Raw genomic sequence first — 22,484 nt, forward strand, 5'->3', positions numbered from 1 at the left:
AACCGATTGGCTTCGGAGGAGTGAAGGATAAGCCGGTCGCACCCGTCAAGACACCCGCCCCACCCGTCCATACGTCAGCTTCCGGCCGGGGGCTCCCCCGTGCTGCTGCGCACCACCAGGCTCGTCGCCAGCTCGACCCGGGTCGCCGCCGGGGTGCCCTCCTCGCGGCCGAGGTCGAGGACCAGCTTGGCCGCCGCCTCCGCCATCTCCGTCAGCGGCTGCCGTACGGTCGTCAGCGGCGGCCCGACCAGGGGCGCCACCGGCAGGTCGTCGAACCCGACCACGCTCAGGTCCTCGGGGATGCGCAGCCCCAGTTCGCGCGCGGCCTCGTACAGCCCGAGCGCCTGGAGGTCGTTCCCGGCGAAGACGGCGGTCGGCCGGTCCGGGCGGCGCAGCAGCTCCAGGCCCCGCCGGTAGCCGGCCTCGTGATGGAAGTCGCCGTCCGCGATCAGCTCGGGGTCCACCGGCAGCCCGGCCGTCTCCAGGGCGGCCCGGTAGCCGTCGACCCGGGCGCGGCTGCACATCATCTGCGAGGGCCCGGTGATCGCGCCGATCCTGCGGTGCCCCAGTTCGACCAGGTGCCGGGTGGCCGCTAGACCGCCCTGCCAGTTGGTCGCGCCGATCGAGGGCACGTCGGCGCCCGGGTCGCCGGCCGGGTCCATCACCACGAACGGGATGGAGCGGCTGGTCAGCAGCGCCCGCTGCGACGCGTCGAGCCCGGACAGCACGAGGACGACGCCGTGCGGGCGGCGCGCGGCGACCTGGTCGGCCCAGGTCCGCCCGGGGGTGAGCCGCCCGGCGCTCTCCGACAGCACCACGCTCAGCCCGGCGTCCCGGGCCACGTTCTCCACGCCCCGGATGACCTCCATCGCCCAGGCGCTCTCCAGCTCGTGGAAGACCAGGTCGATCAGGGGCGAGCGGGTCGCCTCGGCGCGGCGGCGCCGGTAGCCGTGGGCGCGCAGCAGGTCCTCGACGCGCGCCCGGGTGGCCGGGGCGACATCGGCACGGCCGTTCAGGACCTTCGAAACAGTCGGCGCCGACACACCGGCCTCGCGGGCGATCTCGGCGAGCGTCGCGGTCTGCGCGGTGCGCCCCTGCGTCCGGTCTTGCGTCCGGGTTTGCGGCCGGCTTTCAGCGGGCTCCGGGGAAGTCATGGCGGCGATCGTAACCCTGCGGGCCCCCTTGACGAAGTCCTCGCGGCGCCATAGGTTCCCGGAACATTCGGAGTGCACAACGAAACATTCGTAGATACGTTCGCGAGAAACGCTCGTCAGCACCGTTCGTGAGAGGGCCGTCCGTCCACCCGACAGGAGCTTCATGACCACCGCGCCCTGGCGTGACCCCGCGCTGCCCGCCGCCGCCCGCGTCGACGACCTGCTCTCTCGGATGACCCTGGAGGAGAAGACCGCCCAGCTGTACGGCGTGTGGGTGGGCGCCTCGACGGACGGCGACGGAGTCGCTCCGCACCAGCACGACATGACCGTCGACTACTCCGACGAGGCATGGGACGAGCTGATCACGCGCGGCCTGGGCCAGCTCACCCGCTCCTTCGGCACCGCCCCCGTGGACCCGGCGCTCGGCGTGCGCGCCCTGGCCCGCGCCCAGCGCCGTATCACCGAGGCCGGCCGCTTCGGCATCCCGGCGATCGCGCACGAGGAGTGCCTGGCCGGCTTCACCGCCTGGCAGGCCACGGCCTACCCGGTCCCGCTGGCCTGGGGCGCGACCTGGGATCCCCCGCTGGTCGAGGAGATGGCCCGCCGGATCGGCGACGACCTGCGCTCGGCCGGCGTCCACCAGGGCCTCGCGCCCGTGCTGGACGTCGTACGCGATCCGCGCTGGGGCCGGGTGGAGGAGACCATCGGCGAGGACCCGTACCTGGTCGGCACGGTCGGTTCGGCCTATGTGCGGGGCCTGGAGTCGGCCGGGGTCGTCGCCACGCTCAAGCACTTCGCCGGGTACGCGTCCTCGGCGGGCGCCCGCAATCTGGCACCGGTTCGGGCCGGTGTCCGCGAGTTCGCGGACGTCACGCTCCCGCCCTTCGAGATGGCGCTGCGCGAGGGCGGGGCGCGCTCGGTGATGGCCGCCTACACCGAGCGGGACGGTGTCCCGGCCTCGGCGGACCCCGAGCTGCTGACCGGGCTCCTGCGCGAGGAGTGGGGCTTCACCGGCACCGTCGTCGCCGACTACTTCGGCATCGGCTTCCTCCAGACCCTGCACCGCGTCGCCGGCACCCCGGCCGAGGCGGCCCACGCGGCCCTCGCCGCCGGCATCGACGTCGAACTGCCCACCCTCAAGTGCTACGGCGATCCGCTGCCGGCCGCCGTCCGGTCGGGCCAGGTGCCCGAGGAACTCGTGGACCGCGCGGCCCGCCGCGTCCTGCTCCAGAAGTGCGAACTGGGCCTGCTGGACGAGGACTGGACCCCCGAGCCGACCACCGCGGTGAACCTGGACTCCACGGGCAACCGGATCCTGGCCCGCCGTCTGGCCGAGGAGTCGGTGGTCCTGCTCGACAACCCCGACGGCCTGCTCCCGCTGGCCCCCGACACCCGGATCGCGGTGGTCGGCCCCCGGGCGGCCGACGCCCTGGCCATGCTGGGCTGCTACTCCTTCCCGTCCCACGTCCTCACCCACCACCCCGAGGTGCCGACCGGCATCGAGATCCCGACCGTCCTCGACGCCCTGCGCACCGAACTCCCCGACGCCAAGGTGACGTTCGCGCAAGGATGCGACGTCACCGGACCGGACACGGCGGGCTTCGAGGAGGCCATTGCCCGCACCGCCGAGGCGGACGTGTGCGTGGCGGTCCTCGGCGACCGGGCGGGCCTGTTCGGGCGCGGCACCTCGGGCGAGGGCTGCGACGCGACGGACCTCGGCCTGCCGGGCGTCCAGGGCGAGTTGCTGGACGCGCTGCTCGCCACCGGCGTGCCGGTGGTCCTGGTCCTGCTGACCGGCCGGCCGTACGCCCTCGGCCGCTGGCACGGGCGCCTGGGAGCCGTCGTCCAGGCCTTCTTCCCGGGGGAGGAGGGCGGCCCGGCGGTCGCGGGCGTGCTGTCGGGCCGCGTGAACCCGTCGGGCCATCTCCCCGTGAGCGTCCCGCAGGTCCCCGGCGGCCAGCCCTGGACGTATCTCCAGCCGCCCCTGGGCCTCGCGGGCGAGGTCAGCAACCTGGACCCGACCCCGCTGTACGCCTTCGGCCACGGCCGCTCGTACACGACGTTCGCCTGGGAGGACGGCACGGGCGGCGCGGAGCCGGCCGAGATCGGCACGGACGGCTCGTACGACGTGTCGGTGACCGTCCGCAACACGGGCGAGCGCGAGGGCGCGGAGGTCGTGCAGCTGTATCTGCACGACCCGGTGGCGTCCGTGACCCGCCCCGACATGCGGCTGATCGGCTATCAGCGGGTGGCGGCGGCCCCGGGCGAGACGGCCCGGGTCACGTTCCGCTTCCACGCGGACCTGTCGTCCTTCACCGACCGCGCGGGCCGGCGGGTGGTCGAGCCGGGCGCCCTGGAACTGAGGCTGGCGGCATCGAGCGCGGACGTACGGCACACCGCGCGCCTCACCCTCACGGGCCCGGTCCGGGTGCTCGGCACCGACCGGCGGCTGCGCTGCGAGACGGAGGTGTCGCCGAACCCGAGCTGACCGGCCCGGTCAGCCGACGGCGACCGACTCGAACCGCCACCGGTGCACCGCCCGGGTCACCAACTCCCCGTCCGGCTCCGGCAGTTCCGGCAGCTGGGCGTCGTACGGGGCGTCCCACCAGGTGAGGACGAGGACCCGGTCCTGGGGAGCGCGCAGGGTCTCCCGGCGCAGCGGCTCGCGGGGCAGCTCCTGGGCGCGTGCCCAGGCCAGCAGCTCCTCGCCGCGCCCGGGCACGGCCCGCGCCTCCCACATCAGGGCGACCGTCACGGGTAGAGGTTCTCCTTGCTGACCTCGTGCACATGGTCGTGGCCGTGGTCATGGTGGTGGTGTGTGCCCGGCACATGAGGCTCCGTCACCGGCAGTGAGGAGTCGGCCGGCAGGTCCCAGCTCGACGCGGCCCGGTTCCGGGCGACCATCTCGGCGCCGAGCGCGGCGACCATCGCGCCGTTGTCCGTGCACAGCTTGGGCCGCGGCACCCGCAGCCGGATCCCGGCGGCCTCGCAGCGCTCCTGGGCCAGGGCGCGCAGCCGGGAGTTGGCGGCGACACCGCCGCCGATCATCAGGTGGCCGACGCCCTCGTCCTTGCAGGCCCGGACGGCCTTGCGGGTCAGCACGTCCACGACCGCCTCCTGGAAGGAGGCCGAGACGTCCCGCACCGGGACCTCCTCCCCCACCGCCCGCTTGGCCTCGATCCAGCGGGCCACGGCCGTCTTCAGCCCCGAGAAGGAGAAGTCGTAGGCCGGATCGCGCGGGCCGGTCAGGCCGCGCGGGAACGCGATCGCGTTCGGGTCGCCCTCGCGCGCGTAGCGGTCGATGACCGGCCCGCCCGGGAAGCCCAGGTTCAGCACGCGCGCGATCTTGTCGAAGGCCTCGCCGGCCGCGTCGTCGATGGTCGCGCCCATCGGGCGGACGTCGGAGGTGATGTCCGAGGACAGCAGCAGCGAGGAGTGGCCGCCGGAGACCAGCAGCGCCATGGTCGGCTCGGGCAGCGGACCGTGCTCCAGCTGGTCCACGCAGATGTGCGAGGCGAGGTGGTTGACGCCGTACAGGGGCTTGCCGAGCGCGTACGCGTAGGCCTTGGCGGCCGAGACGCCGACCAGCAGGGCACCGGCGAGTCCGGGACCGGCCGTGACGGCGATGCCGTCGAGGTCGCGGGCGCTGACGCCCGCTTCCTTCAGCGCGCGGTCGATGGTGGGGACCATCGCCTCCAGGTGGGCACGGCTCGCGACCTCCGGGACGACGCCGCCGAAGCGGGCGTGCTCGTCGACGCTGGAGGCGATGGCGTCGGCCAGCAGGGTGGTGCCGCGGACGATGCCGACGCCGGTCTCGTCGCAGGAGGTCTCGATGCCGAGGACGAGCGGTTCGTCAGCCATTGATCTCGGTTCCTTGTACGGAAGTTGAAGGGTCGGTGAGGCGCATCACCAGGGCGTCCACGTTCCCGGGCTGGTAGTAGCCGCGCCGGAAGCCGATGGGCTCGAAGCCGAAGCGCTCGTAGAGCTTCTGCGCGCGGACGTTGTCGACGCGGCACTCCAGCATCACCTCGGCGCACTCGAAGGTGGTCGCCGCGCGCAGCAGCTCGGCCAGCAGCAGCCCGCCGAGGCCGGTGCCCCACAGGTCCCGGGCGACGGCGATGGTCTGGACGTCGGCCTGCTCACCGGTGGCGACGAGTCCGGCGTACCCGGTGATCCGGCCACCGTCCTCGGCGACCACGTACCGCCGGGTCGCCTCCGGCCCGCGGGCGTGGGCCAGTTCGGACCAGAACATGCCGCGCGACCAGGCGTCCTCGGGAAACAGGTCCCGTTCCAGTTCGAGCACGGGGTCGATGTCCCACCAGCGCATCTCACGCAGCGCACACATCACGGGTTCGGTCACTTGGGGGTGACCACCTTGTAGTTCTTGGGGACCTGGGCATCCGGGCGGCGCAGATACAGCGGCCGGGGCGCGGGGAACTCCTCGCCCGCCGCCAGCTTCTCGGCGGCCAGCCGGGCGAGGGCGGCGGCGGACACGTGCTCGGGCTCGTGCGCCTTGGGGAAGGTGTCCGGGTAGAGCAGCGCGCCCGCGCCGACCGCGGGCAGGCCCTGGACCTGCTCGGCGATGTCGGCGGGCCGGTCGACGGCCGGGTCGGTGAGGCGGGTGCGGGAGTCGGCGTAGCGCGCCCAGTACACCTCCTTGCGGCGGGCGTCGGTCGCCACGACGAACGGGCCCTCCAGGTCGGCGGCGAAGGCGAGGCCGTCCAGCGTGCACACGCCGTGCACGGGGACGCCGAGCGCCAGCCCGAAGGTCTCGGCGGTCATCAGCCCGACGCGCAGCCCGGTGTACGGGCCCGGACCGATGCCGGCGACGATCCCGGTGACGGCGTCCAGCTTCAGACCGGCCTCGGCGAGCACCCGGTCGATCGCCGGCAGCAACAGTTCCCCGTGCCGCCGCGCGTCCACCTGACTCGACGAGGCGATGACGTCGCGGCCGTCGTGCAGCGCGACGGTGACGGCGGGTGTGGCGGTATCCAGAGCGAGCAAGAGCACGCAAACAGCCTACGGCTCCGGGCCGGTGCCGGACGCCTTGCCATCCGTCCGTCGAGCGGTGCGCGTGCCCGGCATCGCGGGGCACGCAGGACGTTCGACACGGGCTCCCGGCCCGGCGGAGCCGCACCTGCCGGGCCGTCACCTGCTGCTAGCGTCACCTACCGTCACGGCAGGGACGTACGACGCGGAGGTGGCCGCCGGTGGCAGTCAGCAGCTCGGGAATCGTGGCCGGGCTCACCGCCGCGGCCCTCACGGCGGTCGGCTACCTGGCCTACCAGGCGTCGGCGACCGTCCCGGCCGGTCTGGGCAGGCCGCAGGCGGGCGCCTCGCCGAAGGCCGGTGCCTCGAAGGCGCCCCAGCCCAAGAAGGACCCTTCCGCGCTGCCCGGCGGCTCCGGCCAGGGCGCCCGGGTCGTGTACTCCCTGGGGAGCGACCGGGTGTGGCTGGTCGGCACGGACGAGGTGGTCACGCGCACGTTCGAGGTCGACCCGAGCGCGGTGGATCCGGCCCCGGGCAGCTACTCGGTGACGTCCCGCTCCAACGCGATCACCGGCTCCGACGGCATCCCCGTCGAGCACGTCGTGCGTTTCACCAGCGTGGACGGCGTGGTCATCGGCTTCAGCGCGGCCGTGCCCGGCTCGACCGCCACCCCCGACCCGAAGGTCCGCACGGGCGGCATCCGCGAGTCCCGCGTGAACGGCGACGCGATGTGGACGTTCGCGACGATCGGCCGCAGGGTCGTCGTGGTCCGCTGATGCGGTGACCGCACAGGACAGAGCGATGTGACCTAAGTCGCGACAGCGGGGTCTCAGCGCGCTCGCCCTCACCCCGTCCGGCCATGACGACGGGAGCGGCGCACGGCTCATCGACGGAGGTCATGGCGCTGCGCCGGAAGTGATCGGCAGGAACACTGCACCCGTACGGAACCAATATCTGTTTCCGTGACGTGAGAAATAGCTGCGGTCCGCTGCGAGTATTCCTCGACCGCAGACCGGATCGGAATTATCGACCGCACAGAGCCCATCGCACCGTGCTAACGTCGATCTCAGTTGCAGGTGTGGTTGCCAGAAGGTTCATTTTCCGACGGTATATCAACACGGCGACGCGGAATCCGCACAGGGCGAATTCCGAACATCGTCTCCGAAGGAGAAATGACATGGCTACTGGCACCGTGAAGTGGTTCAACGCGGAAAAGGGCTTCGGCTTCATCGAGCAGGACGGTGGCGGCGCCGACGTCTTCGCCCACTACTCGAACATCGCCACCCAGGGCTTCCGTGAGCTCCAGGAAGGCCAGAAGGTGTCGTTCGACATCGCGCAGGGCCAGAAGGGCCCGACGGCCGAGAACATCGTTCCCGCCTGACACCGGCGGCAACGCATACTTCGCAGCTGGGGCCCGCACCTTGGGGTGCGGGCCCCAGCTCGCCGCATTTCAGGGCGCCGATTGCCGCCCGTCATCTCCGGCTCGTTCTCGCGATTCTCTGCGCCGTTCACTTTGCTGCGGAAATTCCTTGCTACGTGCCTCAGTGCCCACATCGAGGAAGGTTCCGCTTGAACCGCGCACGCACCGACCGCACGACCCGTACGACGCGCACCTATGACCGCTCCCGGGGTGCTGCCGCCCAGCGCTCGGGAGCGCCGCGGCGTTCCAACGGCTACGAGCGTCGACCGGCCGCACGCCAGGGCGAGTTCGCACTGCCGAAGACGATCACGCCCGCGCTGCCCGCCGTCGAGTCGTTCGCCGACCTCGCCCTGCCGGCGCCGCTGCTGACCGCGCTCGGCCAGGAGGGCGTGACCGTACCGTTCCCCATCCAGGGGGCGACCCTGCCGAACTCCCTCGCCGGACGTGACGTGCTCGGCCGCGGCCGTACCGGGTCGGGCAAGACCCTCGCCTTCGGCCTCGCGGTGCTGGCCCGCACGGCGGGCCGGCGCGCGGCGCCACGACAGCCGCTCGCCCTGATCCTCGTCCCCACCCGCGAGCTGGCCCAGCAGGTGACCGACGCGCTCACCCCGTACGCCCGTTCCGTGCGGCTGCGGCTGGCGACCGTGGTCGGCGGGATGTCCATCGGCCGCCAGGCCGGTGCGCTACGGGCCGGGGCGGAGATCGTCGTCGCGACGCCGGGACGGCTCAAGGACCTCATCGATCGTGGTGACTGCCGACTGGACGACATCGGCATCACCGTCCTCGACGAGGCCGACCAGATGGCCGACATGGGATTCATGCCCCAGGTCACCGCCCTGCTCGACCAGGTGCGTCCCGAAGGGCAGCGGATGCTCTTCTCGGCCACCCTGGACCGCAACGTCGACCTGCTGGTCCGCCGCTACCTGGCGGATCCGGTGGTCCACTCCGTCGACCCGTCCGCGGGCGCTGTCACCACGATGGAGCACCACGTGCTCCACGTGCACGAAGCGGACAAGTTCCGGACGACCACCGAGATCGCGGCGCGAGACGGCCGGGTGATCATGTTCCTGGACACCAAGCACGCCGTGGACCGGCTGACCACCCATCTGCTGAACAGCGGCGTCCGCGCCGCGGCGCTGCACGGTGGCAAGTCCCAGCCCCAGCGCACCCGGACCCTCGCCCAGTTCAAGACCGGACATGTGACGGTCCTGGTGGCGACCAACGTCGCGGCCCGCGGTATCCACGTCGACCACCTCGATCTGGTCGTCAACGTGGATCCGCCGAGCGACCACAAGGACTACCTGCACCGCGGCGGCCGTACCGCCCGCGCCGGCGAGTCCGGCAGCGTCGTCACCCTCGTGACGCCCGGCCAGCGCCGCGGCATGAGCCGGCTGATGGCTTCGGCCGCCATCACCCCCCGGATCACCGCGGTACGTTCGGGCGAAGCGGAACTGAGCCGCATCACAGGCGCCCAGGCCCCTTCCGGTGTTCCCGTCGTCATCACCCCGCCGGCCGTGCCCCGCCCCCGCCGCGCCGCGTCTTCCGCGGCCGCCTCGTCCCGAGGCCGCCACGACCGTCCCGCCCAGGGGCGCGCCACCGGGCGAGCGGGACGGCGCAGGCCACAGCGGTCCGCCTTCGACCCGACGGCCTAGGACCTGTCGTTTGGATCACGCCGCAGACGCGGGGCCTGGCACGCGCATCTGCCGCGTTGTCGTCACTCGCCGATGCTCCGCATCGACTCCCTCCTCCGCCTTGCAACTGCACGCACCAGGCCCCGCTCACCGGCGCTGACAAGGTGCCGCCGATTCCCTGCGACCTGATCCAAACGACAGGCCCTAGGGCGCGTCGATCAAGAGCTCACCCATCTCCGAGGAGGCAGCGTTGACACCGGTTCAGGCACGGCGACACCAGGCGGTTCCTTCCCCCATGGCCCTGGCCGACGACATGGCCGCGTCCGGCCCCCGGGTCCGGGACGACATGACCGTGGAGGTCGCGCTGTCCGTCATGGCCGGTGCCCGGGTCGAGTACCTCCTCCTGTGCGACGCGGACGACCAGTGCACGGGCTCGGTCACCCGGGCCGAACTCGCCGTTCACCGCGGCAGTGCCACGTACACGGACCGGATCCGTCTACGGGACGTCGTCCTCACCCTCGCCCACTGATCCGCCTCGGCCCGATCAGCCCGTTCTCCTTCTCCCCGTGGGGGCCTCATGCGCTGTGTCATCGCCCGGTACCCGTTCGACCTGACCAAGAGCGGAGTGCTGACCTCGATGAAGGGCGTCACACCCGAGCTCGTCACGGCCGAGTCCGTGGCCATCGGCCGCCGCCGCTACCCCGTCAAACAGGTCGGCGAGGTCATCACCCGGCAGGACCGCCGCGACTTCACCAGCGGCGAGGTCATCCGGGCCATGACCCGGCTCGGCTTCACCTGCCACGACCAGGTCAAGACCGCGTCCGCGCAGGTCCCCACTCCGCTGCAGACGGCGTCGGCACTGCTCGGCGCCCCGCCCCTGGAGGTATGAGGAAGGGCGGGTAACCGCCACCAAGATCCCGATGAGGGCCCTGCCGACGCGCGTCGGCAGGGCCCTCATCGCCGTCTCACCGCCCATCGGCCACAGGCTGTCTGCGCTCCAGGAGAGCCAAAATCTACTCTTGCCAGAGTAGACATTGAGCTCTGGCATGGTTAGCATTCTTCTCGTAGACGAGATCGAGCAAAACCCGGAAGGAACGGAGGAGCAGACGCCATCAGGATCGCCCGGCCCGTGAAGCACTCGGCCCGGGTACCGCAAGACCCCGGATTGGAAGGTGGTCCCCGGTCACGCACCGCGATCCCCGCACCCCCCTCCCGCAGGGCCGGTAGCGGAAAACAGAAGGTCGGCACCGCATGAGGGCCGACAGATGGTGTTGAATTTCCTTCGGGGCCCTGGTGCCGTACGGCACCAGGGCCCCTCGACGCGTTGCACATCGAGGTGACATGACAGCAGATACCCCACTCAGTAATCGTCTGGACGACGACGACTACCCCGCGTACACGATGGGGCGGGCCGCCGAGATGCTCGGCGCCACCCCGGCCTTCCTCCGAGCCATCGGTGAGGCCCGGCTGATCACTCCGCTGCGCTCGGAGGGCGGACACCGCCGGTACTCCCGCTACCAGCTGCGGATCGCGGCGCGCGCCCGCGAGCTCGTCGACCGAGGCACCCCCATCGACGCCGCTTGCCGCATCGTCATCCTCGAGGACCAGCTCGAGGAAGCTCAGCGCATCAACGCCGAGTACCGCCGCCGCGCCGGGCATGAAGCGCCCGGCGGCTCCGCTCCCGATCCCGGCTGAGCACCCGCCTGGGACAGCAGGTCGCGCGCCGCGTGTCAGTGTCCCGCGAGCCGCCCATGGCCCGGCTGTGCGACGAGTCGCACGGTGGCCGTACGCGCGTACTGGTCACCGGCGGTGCCGGGTCCATCAAACCCACGGTCAAGACTCAAGCCGCTTCGCGGTGCACCGGGGCCCGCTCCGAGAACTCCGGCTCGGGAGCGCGCGGGGGCGTGGAGACCAGGGCCGCCGCCTCGCCGGCCGCCAGCAGATCACGCATGGACACCCCGGCGACCGCGAACGGCTGCGGCTGCCCCTTGCTCTCTGTAGCCGACATGGACGCCTCCCGAAGGGCCGGGGCAACGAAGTTAGGTTCACCTAACCACGGACTGGATACCATGTGACCACGCACAAGACGCCGAACGCAACATCTTGCCGACGTCTTGTCGGAACGTTCATCAAAAGACCGCACACCGCGACGTACGCGGCTCACGAACTCACGCGGCGAGCACGCTCAGGTCCGCCGACGCCCAGCGTTCGCCCACACCGGTGATCGTCATCTGCCGGACCTCGTCGGTCGTGTCGCCCACCGCGCGGTGGATGACGACCTGGAGCCGGTCCTCGGTCAGTTCCTCGACCTTGCCCTCGCCCCACTCCACGACCATCACGGACTCGGGCAGCGAGACATCGAGGTCGAGGTCCTCCATCTCGTCGAGCCCGCCGGAGAGCCGGTAGGCGTCGACATGGACCAGCGGCGGCCCGTCGCCCAGCGAGGGATGCACCCGGGCGATCACGAAGGTCGGCGAGGTGACGGCCCCGCGCACGCCGAGCCCCTCCCCCAGCCCACGGGTCAGTGTGGTCTTGCCCGCCCCGAGCTCTCCGCTGAGCATCACCAGGTCACCCGCGCGCAGCAGTTTCGCGAGCCGGCGGCCCAGCTCCCGCATCTGCTCGGGGGACGTGACGACGATCTGGACGGATCCGGGCTCAGCCGGGCTGTGCGGTGCTGGTGCTTCCATAGCCCTTCACGGTAGCCCCTGCGGGCACGGCGCCCGTGCGGGTGAGCAGGTCGGCGAGGCGGTCGGTGACCACCTCCGGGTGCTCCAGCATCACCAGATGCCCCGCGTCCGGCACCAGCACCAGCTCGGCGTCCGACAGCAGATCGGCGATGGCCTCGCTGTGCTCACTGGGCGTGACCAGATCCTGCACCCCGGCCAGGACGAGGACCGGCATGTCGGCGAAGCACCCGAGCGCCTCGGTCTTGTCGTGGTCGTTGAACGCCGGGTAGTACTCGGCGACCACGTCGATCGGCGTGCTCTCGATCATCCGCTCGGCGAACCGGGCGACGGCCGGATCGACGTCCCGGGACGCGAAGGAGTACCGCTTGATGATCCCGGCGAACAGGTCGGCGGTGGCCCGGCGCCCCTTCTCCACCAGGTCGGCCCGCTGTCCCAGCGCCTTCAGCACGCCGGGCAGCACCCGCCGCACCGCGTTGACGCCGGCGACCGGGAGCCCGTAGTTGACCTCGCCGAGCCGCCCCGACGACGTCCCCACGAAGGCGACCCCGACGACCCGCTCGCTGATCAGCTCGGGGTACTGGTCGGCCAGCGCCATCACCGTCATGCCGCCCATCGAGTGGCCGACCAGCACGATCGGACCCTCGGGGGCGGCCGCGTCGATGACGGCCTTGAGGTCGCGGCCCAGCTGCTCGATGGTGACCGGCTCGTCGTCCCGCGCCTGCGCCACGCCCCGCGCGGACCGGCCGTGACTGCGCTGGTCCCAGTGCACGGTCCGTACGACGCCCCGCAGCGCGGCCCGCTGGAAGTGCCAGGAGTCCTGGCTGAGGCAGTAACCGTGGCTGAAGACGACCGTGACGGGAGCCGGTGCCTTGCGGCCGAAGAGCCGCCGGCGGCGCGGGCCGATGGCGGCGGGCGCTGCCTCCGGGTCGATGTCGTCGACCTCGTAGTACAGCTCCGTACCGTCGTCGGCGAACGCCTTGCCGGGCATGCCGCGCAGCGAGCCGTAGGGTCCCGCCGAGTCCAGGGCGAGCCGGGCCTTCTGGCGCATGCCCCGGCCGACCGTCATCCGCTCCAGGGCGACACCGGCGGCCGCGCCCGCGGCCACCACGCCTATCGCGACGCCGGCGATGCCGGTCGCCCGGCGCCAGCCTCCCGCGGCCCCCGCGGCGGAGGCCGCGACGGCCGCGGAGGCGGCGTTCGCGACGGCCTCCGCACTGCTCTCGCTCACGTACCGCTCCTCTTCCCCGGGGTGCTGATCAGGTTCGTTGTCATGGGACGGCCGGGTGGTGCCGTTGGTGCCACTGTTGTCAGGGTGCCTGTTGTTTCTCGCGTGACGGCTCCCTGTGCGAGTTACCCGTCCTGTTCCTCATTCACATAGACGCGAGGAACGCGCGTTCCGATCCGCGTCACGATCTCGTAGGCGATGGTTCCGGACGCCTGGGCCCAGTCCTCGGCGGTGGGCTCACCGCGGTCCCCGGGCCCGAAGAGCACCGCCTCGGCGCCCGCCGCGGGCTCGTCGCCGCCCAGGTCCACCACGAACTGGTCCATGGCGACCCGTCCCGCGATCGTGCGCCACTTGCCCTCGACCAGGACCGGTCCGGCCGAGGAGGCGTGCCGTGGGATGCCGTCCGCGTAGCCCAGCGGGACGAGGCCGAGGGTGGTCTCGCCGGGGGTCACGTACCGGTGGCCGTAGCTGACCCCGTGTCCGCCCGGTACGTGCTTGACCAGGGCGAGCGAGGCGGACAGCGTCATCACGGGGCGCAGCCCGAAGTCGGCCGAAGTGCCGAGCTCGGGGCTGGGCGAGATGCCGTAGGTGGCGATGCCGGTGCGGACCAGGTCGAAGTGGCTCTCGGGGAGCGTGAGCGTGGCCGGCGAGTTGGCGATGTGCCGGACCTCGGGCCGGGCGCCCCGCTCCTCGGCGTACGCGACCATCTCCCGGAAGAGGGTGAGCTGGGCGGCGATGGAGGGATGGCCGGGCTCGTCGGCACAGGCGAAGTGCGACCAGAGCCCCGTGACGCGCAGGAGTCCCTCGGCCTCGGCGCGCAGGGCCCCGCCGACCAGCTGAGTCCAGTCGTCACCGGGCTGGCAGCCGTTCCGCCCGAGCCCGGTGTCGGCCTTGAGCTGTACCCGCGCGGGCCGGCCGGCGAGCCGGGCCGCCGCGGTGACCTCGTCCAGGGCCCACATCGCGCTGACGGACACGTCGAGGTCGGCCTCGATCGCCTCGCGCCAGGGCCCGCCGGGCGTCCACAGCCAGCACATGATGCGGCCCGGCAGCCCGGCGGCCCGCAGGGCGAGGGCCTCCTCGGGCGTGGCGGTGCCCAGCCAGTCCGCCCCCGCGGCGACGGCGGCGCGGGCGCACGGCACAGCCCCGTGGCCGTACGCCTCGGACTTCACCACGGCCATCAGGGCCGCGCCCGGCGCGTGGGCACGCAGGACCCGCACATTGGCCCGCAGCGCGGCCAGATCGATCTCGGCGCGGGCCCGCAGGGGCGCGGTCCGCGGGGCTGTTGTCTCGCTCATCGCGAACAGTGTCTCAGAGCGGCCCGACACTGCCGGGGCAGCGGCCCCGCCGGTCCCCGAACCACCGGCCCGCTTTCAGCCCGTCCGGCGCTCAACGAGGCCGTCCAGATCTCAGCCCGTCCGGCGCTCGAGGACGAGGCCGTCCAGACTTCAGCCCGTCCGGCGCTCGAGGACGAGGCCGTCCAGGCCGAAGCGAGGGCACCCCGCCCCGTGGCCCCCACCGCACCCACTCCCTCACCCAAGAACATTCCGCCACGCCACCGGAACCGCATCCGCCACATCATGCGCCCCCACCGGCGCCCCGTCCGCCGCCAGCCTCCCGGCGAGCCCGTGCACATACGCCCCCACACTCCCGGCGTCCACCGCGCACAGGCCCGCCGCCAGCAACGACCCCGCCAGCCCGGACAGCACATCCCCGCTCCCGGCCGTGGCCAGCCAGGACGTCCCCGTCGGATTCACCCTCACCGCCCCGCCCCCCGAGTCGGCGACCAGCGTCGTGGACCCCTTCAGCAGCACGGTCGCCCCGTACCGCCCCGCCAGCTCCCGCACCGCCGCCAGCCGGGCCCCTTCGACCTCCCCGCGCTCCACGCCGAGCAGCGCCGCCGCCTCACCGGCATGCGGCGTCATCAGCGTCGGCGCCCTCCGCCCCCGTACGACCTCCGCGTCGGCCAGCCGCAACCCGTCCGCGTCGATCAGCACCGGCACGTCGGCCGCCAGCCCCTCCCCCACCGTCGCCGCGTCGTCCCCGGCCCCCGGCCCGACGACCCACGCCTGCACCCGCCCGGCGTGCTTCGGCCCCCGGTCCGACACGAGCGTCTCGGGAAACCGCGCGATGACGGCGTCCCCGGCCGGCCCGACGTAGCGCACCGCCCCGGCCCCGCCCCGCAACGCCCCCGACACGGCGAGTACGGCGGCGCCCGGGTAGCGCGCGGACCCGGCGGCGATCCCGACGACACCCCGCCGGTACTTGTCGCTCTCGGCCCGGGGCACCGGCAGCAGCCGCGCCACGTCCGCGTGCTGCAACGCCTCCAGCTCCGGCTCGACCGGAAGCTCCAGGCCGATGTCGACCAGCCGCACCGACCCCGCGTACTCCCGCGCCGGGTCGATCAGCAGGCCCGGCTTGTGCGTCCCGAACGTCACCGTCAGATCGGCCCGGACCGCGACGCCGCGCACCTGCCCGGTGTCGACGTCGACCCCGCTCGGCAGATCGACGGCGACCACGGCGCCCCGTGCCCGCCCGGCGGCTGCGGCCAGCGGCACGGCGTCCGGCCGCAGCCCGCCCTTCCCGCCGATCCCGACGATGCCGTCGAGGACGAGGTCCGCCCGCTCGATCAACTCCTCGACGCCACCGCCACCGGCTTCTGCGACCCGCCCTCCGGCCCGCCGCAACGCCGCGAGCCCCGCCGCATGCGCACGCTCCGGCGTGAGCAGCACGGCGGTGACACCGGCCCCGCGCCGGGCCAGCCGGGCGCCGGCGTACAGCGCGTCACCGCCGTTGTCGCCGCTGCCGACCAGCAGCACGACCCGGCTGCCGTACACCCGCCCGAGCAGGTCGGCGCAGGCGGCGGCGAGTCCGGCGGCGGCGCGTTGCATCAGCGCCCCCTCCGGCAGCCGCGCCATCAGCTCCCGTTCGGCGGTCCTGACCGTCTCCACGCTGTAGGCACTCCGCATGCGGTCGAGTTTCCCGTACGACCGCCCGGCCATTCCCGCGCAACTCGCGCAACTCGCGCGACGGCGAACCGTCGCGTGCCTCCCACGACCGCGAGCCGTGGCGTATCCCGCGCACCCCGGAACCCTGCCGCACCCGCCCAACTCGGCGTTCCGCCACACCCATTGACGCTTTACCGACCCTTTGCCAGACTCACCGGCCGCAGGCGCAGAAAGCGCTTGCACACCCCCCACGTCCGACGAAACCGAGGCCCTCATGGGACGCAGATCCGCCTTCCTCGCCGCCGCCGGTGCCACCGCTCTCCTCACCGCCGCCGGCACCCTGACCGCTCCCGCCACCGCCGCCCCCACGCGAGCGACGGCCTGCGGTGACGGCTCCTTCCAGGCGGAGGCCGTGCAGAACGGCGCCGACTGGACCGCCCGGCGCGGCGGCAGCACGGTCTACACCGGCACCGACATGCGTGCCGCCGTCCAGGCAGCCGTCAACAGCCTCACCTCGGGCCGGACTTCGAAGGAGCGGGTCGTGGTCCGCGGCTCGGGCTCGATCCCGGCGGGTTCCCGCATCTCGCTCCCCAGCTACACCGCGCTCGACGTCTGCGGCACGATCAACGTCACCGGCAGCGGCTCGGGCGACCAGGCGCCGGTCTACTCCCGCGGCACACGCGACATCGAGGTGCAGAACCTCAAGCTCACCGGCACCCCGCTCTACGGCATCTTCCTGCGCAGCGTCCAGAACGTGGTGCTCGGCCAGATCGACATGCGCCTCTCCCGCGGCCTGGGCGTCCGTATCGACAACCGCGGCGACACCAGCCAGTGGACGCGCAACGTCCGCATCGACAACGTCTATGTCTCCGGCGCGTCCAGCCACGCGGTCGAGACCTACGGCGTCGACGGCCTCACCGTCGGCACGGTCACCGCCCGCGACGTGGGAGAGTCCGGCCTGCTGCTCAACCAGACGGTCAACGCCAACGTCACCAAGGTCGACGCGGAGAACGCCGGCACCGGCACCGGCTACGCCGCCTTCCGCATGGCCAACCGCAACGGCCGGGTCGGCAGTGGCTACCCCACCAACATCCGCGTCGGCGAGGTCATCGCCCGGGGCGGCGGACGCGGCGTGTTCTGCGTCTCGGAGAGCGGCGGGGCGACGATCAACAAGGTGACGCTCTCCCACACCGGCAACAACTCGGTCCTGATCGAGAACTGCTACAACGTCAATCTGGCGGCCCAGAGCGGCACGATCACGAGCGGCGGCGAACTGCGCCTGGCCGCCCGCTCGGAGTTCCCGAACAACAAGGACATCACCGTCCAGAACCTGACGGTCACCAACTCGGCCATCAGGGAAAGCCCGTGCGGCGAGAACACGACGTTCCGCAACATCACGCGGGTGAACACCGGCCAGTCGATCTGCTGACGCCCGCCCGTCCGCGGAGCCCTCGCCCTCACCCGGCGGGGGCTTCACCGCGCAGGCGGCTCAGCGCCCGCATGGCGTCGCGTTCGATGCGCGCGATGTCGGACAGGACGGTGCCCGCCCGCACGAGACACCCCTCATCGCCCGACTCGCCGGCTTGCGCGATCAGTGCCGCGACATCCGTCCACAGCGCGGCCGCCTCGGCGTACAGCCTGTGCCCGGTGCGGAGATGCCCGCTGTCGAGCCACTCGGCGCATTCGGCGAGGAAGTCGCGGTAGAGGTTGCGGAACAGGGCACCACCGGTGCCTGCCTTCTCCATCAGGCGGGCGGCCTGCGGCAGGTCCCGCTGGGGGGCGTCGGTGCGCTGGAGCCAGCCGGGCAGGAGCTTCCCGGCCTTGTCGATGCCCCGGTGACCGAGGTTGGCGATGGGCGGGTCGAGAAAGGCGTCCGCGCAGGCGGTGATGGCGGGAATGATCCGGTCCCGCGGGGCGGGCGGGTTCTCCGGGGCGGTCAGAACGAAGGACCGGTGCCGGGCGGTCATCGGCCCGCGTGCGGCCCTGGCCCGGGCCAGGGCGGCCAGGCCGGTGGACACGGCGCCGCCCTGCTGAACGGTGTCCACCAGGTAGGCGTCCCGCTCGTCGTAGCCGTACAGGGCGACGACATGGCCGCCGAAGTGCACCTTCGAGGTGAAGTAGTCCAGGTGGTAGCTGTCGAGCTGCAGCCCGACGGGGCGGCCGGCGTCGATGGCCGCCGCCACGTTCTCCCATCCCTTGCGGGCGGATCCGGTCTCCCGCACCACGAGCCCCAGCCCGAGTCTGCCGGCCAGGTTCCTGGTGAGCTCGAAGGGCTTGACCCGCCCTCCGAGGAACGGGAAGTCCATGTTCTTGCTGTCCCAGTAGACGAAGGACAGGCCGCAGCCGAGGCCGAAGAGCATGGGCTCGGACAGCTCGATGCCCTCGTGCCGCAGCAGCACTCCCAGTGCCGTCGTCTCGCAGTGCTGCGCACCGCGGGTGTCGATGCCTTTCACCATGGCCATGCCGAGCCTCCTGGCGGTCCGCTACGATCGGCGTACGATTTGAACTCGTTCAAAAAGTCGTTCTCCGACGGGAGGCCAGACCATGGCCGGATCCACCGCGTCCTCGGCAACCGACACACCCGCCACCGCCCTTGGTCCCACGGCACTCGTCCTCGGCGCCTTCTCCGCCGTGGGCACGTGGGCGTTCCTGATCCCCTGGACGGTGATGGCCGGTGCGCTGGCCATGACGTTCGGCGCGATGGGCATCCACTACGCCCGCAGGGGCACGGGCCGGCTGTGGACGGCGGCGACGGGCACGGCTTTGGGCGCGGCGGGCTTCATCGGCACCGTCACCCTGCTGTGGGCGATGTACTGACCCACCGGGCACGTCACCCCTCCGCGATGACGACCGCCGAGGCCACCCCGGCGTCATGACTCAGGGACACATGCCAGGACCGCACCCCGAGCTCGGCGGCCCGCGCGGCCACGGTCCCGGTCACCCGCAGCCGGGGCCGCCCACTGTCCTCGACGTACACCTCGGCGTCCGTCCAGAGCAGCCCGGCCGGGGCACCGAGCGCCTTGGCCAACGCCTCCTTGGCGGCGAACCGCGCGGCGAGCGAGGCGACCCCCCGCCGCTCCCCGCTGGGCAGCAGCAACTCCCGCTCCACGAACAGCCGCTCGGCCAGCGCGGGCGTACGCTCCAAGGACGCCGCGAACCGATCGATCTCGGCGACGTCGATCCCGACCCCGATGATGCTCATGCGCAGCACCCTACGGTGACGCCACGGCGCATGGCTCGCGGTGACTAGCATGATCAGCATGGAATGGGACGGCCTCACCGACCGCGACCGCTACGGGGACTGGTACCTGAAGGCTCGGGACCGGTTCTCGGACCTGGCCCGGGACGGCGACTGGGACGGCCTGTTCGGGGAGCTGGAGGAGAATCCCGGGTACGTCAATCTCGCCCGGCCCGGGAACCGCAGTGGATTCGCCCCGCTGCACCAGGCCGCCTGGCACGGCGCCGGTGTGGCCGCCGTCTCCCGGCTGATCGCGCACGGCGCCTGGCGCACGCGACGCACCCGGGACGGACGGCTCCCCGTGGACGTCGCGCGGGAGCGGGGTCACACGCATCTGCTGGAACTCCTGGAGCCGGTCGCGGTGCGGCGGCTCCCCTCCCCCTCCGACGTGCTGGAGCACCACTTCCACTCGATGCTGCGGGAGCGCACCGGCAACTGCTTCGACGAGATCGAGCACCTGCTGCCACCGCTGTCTCCCCTGACGGAGGGGCTGGACGTGCGGATCTTCTTCCGGGTGGTCGGCATGATGGGCGGTTTCCACTACCGCCTCCACACGGACACCGTGCACGTGAACGGCAGGTCGCGAATGGACGGCGACCACGGGGACTTCTACCACGTGACCCCCGACGGCTGGACCAAGCTCCCGTACAGCCCCGGACCGCCGCCGCCCTGGAACTACCCGTACTGACGCCCCTCACGTTCCCGGCAGCAACCTTCATGAAGTTGCAGTCCCTGGGCACGCACTGACCACTGCGGCCCTCATCGGCACGGCCCTCACGGGCGCCGTCGCCACCGCCGGCACCGCCGCCGCGGCGACGAAGCCCGACTGCAGCAGCGCGCTGGTCAACGTGAAGCCCAAGCAAACCGTCAACCTCCGCAGCGCTCCCAAGACGAGCGCCACGGCTCTCGGCACCTGGGGCAAGGGCCAGAAGGGCGGGGTCTGCTTCGGCGACCGCAAGCCCACCACGGGTGGCAGCTACACGGCCTGCGGCAAGACGAGCAACAAGTGGTACTTCGGCGGCCCCAACAGCACCAGCAAGGAAGGCTGGGTCCCGGCGACCTGCCTGCCCATCTGAGCCTGAGCACCTGACGGCCTGACCGGCTGACCCAGGGGGCGAACTGAACCCAGCCGTTCGCCCCCCCCACTCTCACTCCACCGTCACCGACTTCGCCAGGTTCCGAGGCTGGTCCACGTCGTTGCCGCGAGCCGTCGCCAGCTCACACGCGAACACCTGAAGCGGCACCGTCGCGACGAGCGGCTGCAGCAGAGTCGGCGTGACGGGAATCCGGATGAGGTGATCCGCGTACGGCACCACGGTCTCGTCCCCCTCCTCCGCGACGACGATCGTCCGAGCCCCTCGCGCCCGGATCTCCTGGATGTTGGACACGATCTTGTCGTACAGCACGGAACGCCCTCGCGGCGACGGCACCACGACGACCACCGGCATGTCCTCCTCGATCAGGGCGATCGGACCGTGCTTCAACTCCCCCGCCGCGAACCCCTCGGCGTGCATGTACGCCAGTTCCTTGAGCTTCAGCGCGCCCTCGAGCGCCACGGGATACCCGACATGCCGCCCCAGGAACAGCACCGTGTTCTTGGAGGCGAGCGAACGGGCCAGCTCCCGCACCGGCTCCATCGTCCCCAGGACCTGCTCCACCGCACCGGCGATCGAGGACAGGTCGCGGATCACGGCCCGGATCTCGTCGCCCCACTTGGTGCCCCGCACCTGCCCGAGATACAGGGCGACCAGATAGCAGGCCACCAACTGCGTCAGGAACGCCTTGGTGGACGCGACCGCGACCTCCGGCCCGGCGTGCGTGTACAGCACCGCGTCGGACTCGCGCGGGATCGTCGAGCCGTTGGTGTTGCAGATGGCCAGGACCTTGGCGCCCTGCTCGCGGGCGTGGCGCAGTGCCATGAGCGTGTCCATGGTCTCGCCGGACTGCGAGATGGCGATGACCAGGGTCTGCGCGTCCAGGATCGGATCCCGGTACCGGAACTCGCTGGCCAGCTCCACCTCGCACGGAATGCGCGTCCAGTGCTCGATGGCGTACTTGGCGATCATCCCGGCGTGGAAGGCCGTACCGCACGCGACGATGACGACCTTGTCGATCTCCCGCAGCACCCCCTGGGGGATCCGCACCTCGTCCAGGGTCAGCGACCCGGAGCCGTCGATCCGGCCCAGCAGCGTATCGGCGACCGCCTTGGGCTGCTCGGCGATCTCCTTGAGCATGAAGTAGTCATAGCCCCCCTTCTCCGCGGCCGACGCGTCCCAGTCGACGTGGTACGAGCGGACGTCAGCAGGCCGTCCGTCGAAGCCGGTCACCGTCACGCCGTCCCGGCGCAGCTCCACCACCTGGTCCTGTCCCAGCTCGATCGCCGACCGCGTGTGGGCGATGAACGCGGCGACGTCCGAGGCGAGAAAGGCCTCGCCCTCTCCGACGCCCACCACCAGCGGCGAGTTCCGCCGCGCGCCCACCACCACGTCCGGCTCGTCGGCATGCACCGCGACCAGTGTGAAGGCGCCCTCCAGCCGCCGGCAGACCAGCCGCATCGCCTCGGCGAGATCCGCGCACGACGAGAACTCCTCGGCGATCAGATGCGCGACGACCTCGGTGTCCGTCTCGGAGCCCAGCGCGTGGCCCCGCTCCTCCAACTCGGCCCGCAGCAGGGCGAAGTTCTCGATGATGCCGTTGTGCACGACAGCGACCCGACCCGCGTTGTCGAGGTGCGGGTGGGCGTTGGAGTCCGTCGGCCCGCCGTGCGTGGCCCACCGGGTGTGCCCGATCCCCGTCGTGCCGGTCGGCAGCGGCCTGCCGTCCAGCTCCTTCTCCAGATTGAGCAACTTCCCGGCCTTCTTCGCCGCCGCCAGCCCACCATCGGCCAGCACGGCGACACCCGCCGAGTCGTACCCCCGGTACTCCAGCCGCTTCAGCCCGGCCATCACAACCTCGAGCGCGGACTGCGGCCCCACGTATCCCACGATTCCACACATGGAGCGCAGCCTACGGGCCGACATCGCCGAGAAAGCTCTTCTGCGTGCCCGAAATCGGAAATTATTCGGCCCTTATGGGCGCCGCGACGGCGACTTTCCCAGCCACCCTAGCTGCGATCCGACAATTCCGGAGCTCGTCGGCGAGCCGTCGGCGACCATGGTCAGCACACGAAAACGACCAGAGGGAGAGCATTCGGAC

24 protein-coding genes are annotated in these 22,484 nt (G+C 72.0%); 11 read left to right on the forward strand and 13 right to left on the reverse strand.

Annotated features, from left to right (window positions below; all coding sequences use genetic code 11):
* Nucleotides 1-74: 74 nt before the first annotated feature.
* Complete coding sequence (locus ACZ58V_RS05145; RefSeq protein ID WP_468187064.1) at nt 75-1,154, reverse strand: LacI family DNA-binding transcriptional regulator; 1,080 nt, start codon at nt 1,152-1,154, stop codon at nt 75-77.
* Nucleotides 1,155-1,317: 163 nt separating this feature from the next.
* Between ACZ58V_RS05145 and ACZ58V_RS05150 the strand changes: the two genes are divergently transcribed.
* Nucleotides 1,318-3,642, forward strand: coding sequence for a beta-xylosidase/alpha-l-arabinosidase (locus ACZ58V_RS05150; RefSeq protein WP_471288437.1), 2,325 nt, complete (start codon nt 1,318-1,320; stop codon nt 3,640-3,642).
* 9 nt (nt 3,643-3,651) lie between these two features.
* On the opposite strand, the gene ACZ58V_RS05155 is transcribed toward ACZ58V_RS05150, so the two are convergent.
* Genes ACZ58V_RS05155 through tsaB form a run of 4 tightly spaced genes read right to left on the reverse strand, consistent with a single transcriptional unit; the run spans nt 3,652 to nt 6,164 of the window.
* Nucleotides 3,652-3,909: a hypothetical protein gene (locus tag ACZ58V_RS05155; protein ID WP_468187058.1), complete on the reverse strand. Its 258-nt coding sequence runs from the start codon at nt 3,907-3,909 to the stop codon at nt 3,652-3,654.
* A complete protein-coding gene (tsaD, locus tag ACZ58V_RS05160; RefSeq protein ID WP_468187055.1) occupies nt 3,906-5,015 on the reverse strand; it encodes a tRNA (adenosine(37)-N6)-threonylcarbamoyltransferase complex transferase subunit TsaD in 1,110 nt (369 codons plus the stop codon). Before tsaD ends, ACZ58V_RS05155 begins: the two co-directional genes overlap by 4 nt.
* Nucleotides 5,008-5,499 carry a ribosomal protein S18-alanine N-acetyltransferase gene (rimI, locus tag ACZ58V_RS05165; protein WP_468188259.1) on the reverse strand — a complete coding sequence of 164 codons (492 nt, stop codon included), beginning with the start codon at nt 5,497-5,499 and terminating at the stop codon, nt 5,008-5,010. The genes tsaD and rimI overlap by 8 nt, the downstream gene beginning before the upstream one ends.
* Nucleotides 5,500-5,510: 11 nt before the next feature.
* Nucleotides 5,511-6,164: a tRNA (adenosine(37)-N6)-threonylcarbamoyltransferase complex dimerization subunit type 1 TsaB gene (tsaB, locus tag ACZ58V_RS05170; protein ID WP_468187052.1), complete on the reverse strand. Its 654-nt coding sequence runs from the start codon at nt 6,162-6,164 to the stop codon at nt 5,511-5,513.
* Between the two features lie 200 nt (nt 6,165-6,364).
* On the opposite strand from tsaB, the gene ACZ58V_RS05175 reads away from it, so the two are divergent.
* The 6 genes from ACZ58V_RS05175 to ACZ58V_RS05200 all read left to right on the forward strand — a co-directional run bounded on the left by ACZ58V_RS05175 (nt 6,365) and on the right by ACZ58V_RS05200 (nt 10,889).
* A complete protein-coding gene (locus tag ACZ58V_RS05175) occupies nt 6,365-6,919 on the forward strand; it encodes a hypothetical protein (protein ID WP_468187049.1) in 555 nt (184 codons plus the stop codon).
* A gap of 401 nt (nt 6,920-7,320) precedes the next feature.
* Nucleotides 7,321-7,524: a cold-shock protein gene (locus tag ACZ58V_RS05180; RefSeq protein WP_189725621.1), complete on the forward strand. Its 204-nt coding sequence runs from the start codon at nt 7,321-7,323 to the stop codon at nt 7,522-7,524.
* A gap of 188 nt (nt 7,525-7,712) precedes the next feature.
* Nucleotides 7,713-9,215, forward strand: a complete 1,503-nt coding sequence (locus tag ACZ58V_RS05185) for a DEAD/DEAH box helicase (RefSeq protein WP_471288439.1) — start codon at nt 7,713-7,715, stop codon at nt 9,213-9,215.
* Nucleotides 9,216-9,489: 274 nt separating this feature from the next.
* Nucleotides 9,490-9,723: a CBS domain-containing protein gene (locus ACZ58V_RS05190; protein ID WP_468187043.1), complete on the forward strand. Its 234-nt coding sequence runs from the start codon at nt 9,490-9,492 to the stop codon at nt 9,721-9,723.
* Between the two features lie 48 nt (nt 9,724-9,771).
* Nucleotides 9,772-10,083 carry an SCO5918 family protein gene (locus ACZ58V_RS05195; protein WP_468187040.1) on the forward strand — a complete coding sequence of 104 codons (312 nt, stop codon included), beginning with the start codon at nt 9,772-9,774 and terminating at the stop codon, nt 10,081-10,083.
* A gap of 452 nt (nt 10,084-10,535) precedes the next feature.
* Entirely contained in the window at nt 10,536-10,889 is a 354-nt protein-coding gene (locus ACZ58V_RS05200; protein ID WP_468187037.1) for a MerR family transcriptional regulator, read from the forward strand.
* 145 nt (nt 10,890-11,034) lie between these two features.
* Here ACZ58V_RS05200 and ACZ58V_RS05205 read toward each other — a convergent pair whose 3' ends face one another.
* The 5 genes from ACZ58V_RS05205 to ACZ58V_RS05225 form a co-directional block, all read right to left on the reverse strand.
* Nucleotides 11,035-11,202: a hypothetical protein gene (locus ACZ58V_RS05205; RefSeq protein ID WP_468187034.1), complete on the reverse strand. Its 168-nt coding sequence runs from the start codon at nt 11,200-11,202 to the stop codon at nt 11,035-11,037.
* Nucleotides 11,203-11,362: 160 nt separating this feature from the next.
* A complete protein-coding gene (gene tsaE / locus ACZ58V_RS05210) occupies nt 11,363-11,881 on the reverse strand; it encodes a tRNA (adenosine(37)-N6)-threonylcarbamoyltransferase complex ATPase subunit type 1 TsaE (protein WP_184591390.1) in 519 nt (172 codons plus the stop codon).
* Nucleotides 11,850-13,109, reverse strand: a complete 1,260-nt coding sequence (locus ACZ58V_RS05215; RefSeq protein WP_468187031.1) for an alpha/beta fold hydrolase — start codon at nt 13,107-13,109, stop codon at nt 11,850-11,852. The genes tsaE and ACZ58V_RS05215 overlap by 32 nt, the downstream gene beginning before the upstream one ends.
* 122 nt (nt 13,110-13,231) lie before the next feature.
* Entirely contained in the window at nt 13,232-14,401 is a 1,170-nt protein-coding gene (gene alr, locus ACZ58V_RS05220) for an alanine racemase (protein WP_468187028.1), read from the reverse strand.
* A 234-nt stretch (nt 14,402-14,635) separates the two neighbouring features.
* Nucleotides 14,636-16,072, reverse strand: a complete 1,437-nt coding sequence (locus ACZ58V_RS05225; protein WP_471288443.1) for an NAD(P)H-hydrate dehydratase — start codon at nt 16,070-16,072, stop codon at nt 14,636-14,638.
* 253 nt (nt 16,073-16,325) lie between these two features.
* On the opposite strand from ACZ58V_RS05225, the gene ACZ58V_RS05230 reads away from it, so the two are divergent.
* A complete protein-coding gene (locus ACZ58V_RS05230) occupies nt 16,326-17,480 on the forward strand; it encodes a hypothetical protein (protein ID WP_471288444.1) in 1,155 nt (384 codons plus the stop codon).
* A gap of 28 nt (nt 17,481-17,508) precedes the next feature.
* On the opposite strand, the gene ACZ58V_RS05235 is transcribed toward ACZ58V_RS05230, so the two are convergent.
* Nucleotides 17,509-18,513, reverse strand: coding sequence for a BtrH N-terminal domain-containing protein (locus tag ACZ58V_RS05235; RefSeq protein WP_471288446.1), 1,005 nt, complete (start codon nt 18,511-18,513; stop codon nt 17,509-17,511).
* An 82-nt stretch (nt 18,514-18,595) separates the two neighbouring features.
* Between ACZ58V_RS05235 and ACZ58V_RS05240 the strand changes: the two genes are divergently transcribed.
* A complete protein-coding gene (locus ACZ58V_RS05240) occupies nt 18,596-18,868 on the forward strand; it encodes a hypothetical protein (protein WP_468187017.1) in 273 nt (90 codons plus the stop codon).
* Nucleotides 18,869-18,881: 13 nt separating this feature from the next.
* Here ACZ58V_RS05240 and ACZ58V_RS05245 read toward each other — a convergent pair whose 3' ends face one another.
* Complete coding sequence (locus ACZ58V_RS05245) at nt 18,882-19,253, reverse strand: holo-ACP synthase (protein WP_189722704.1); 372 nt, start codon at nt 19,251-19,253, stop codon at nt 18,882-18,884.
* Nucleotides 19,254-19,302: 49 nt separating this feature from the next.
* Between ACZ58V_RS05245 and ACZ58V_RS05250 the strand changes: the two genes are divergently transcribed.
* Nucleotides 19,303-19,977, forward strand: coding sequence for an ankyrin repeat domain-containing protein (locus ACZ58V_RS05250; RefSeq protein ID WP_471288450.1), 675 nt, complete (start codon nt 19,303-19,305; stop codon nt 19,975-19,977).
* A 160-nt stretch (nt 19,978-20,137) separates the two neighbouring features.
* Nucleotides 20,138-20,365, forward strand: a complete 228-nt coding sequence (locus ACZ58V_RS05255; RefSeq protein ID WP_471288452.1) for a hypothetical protein — start codon at nt 20,138-20,140, stop codon at nt 20,363-20,365.
* 72 nt (nt 20,366-20,437) lie between these two features.
* Here the strand turns inward: ACZ58V_RS05255 and glmS are convergent, their stop codons facing one another.
* Nucleotides 20,438-22,285, reverse strand: a complete 1,848-nt coding sequence (gene glmS / locus ACZ58V_RS05260) for a glutamine--fructose-6-phosphate transaminase (isomerizing) (protein ID WP_471288453.1) — start codon at nt 22,283-22,285, stop codon at nt 20,438-20,440.
* Between the last annotated feature and the right edge of the window lie 199 nt (nt 22,286-22,484).

This window comes from Streptomyces sp. NPDC040589, assembly GCF_055594445.1.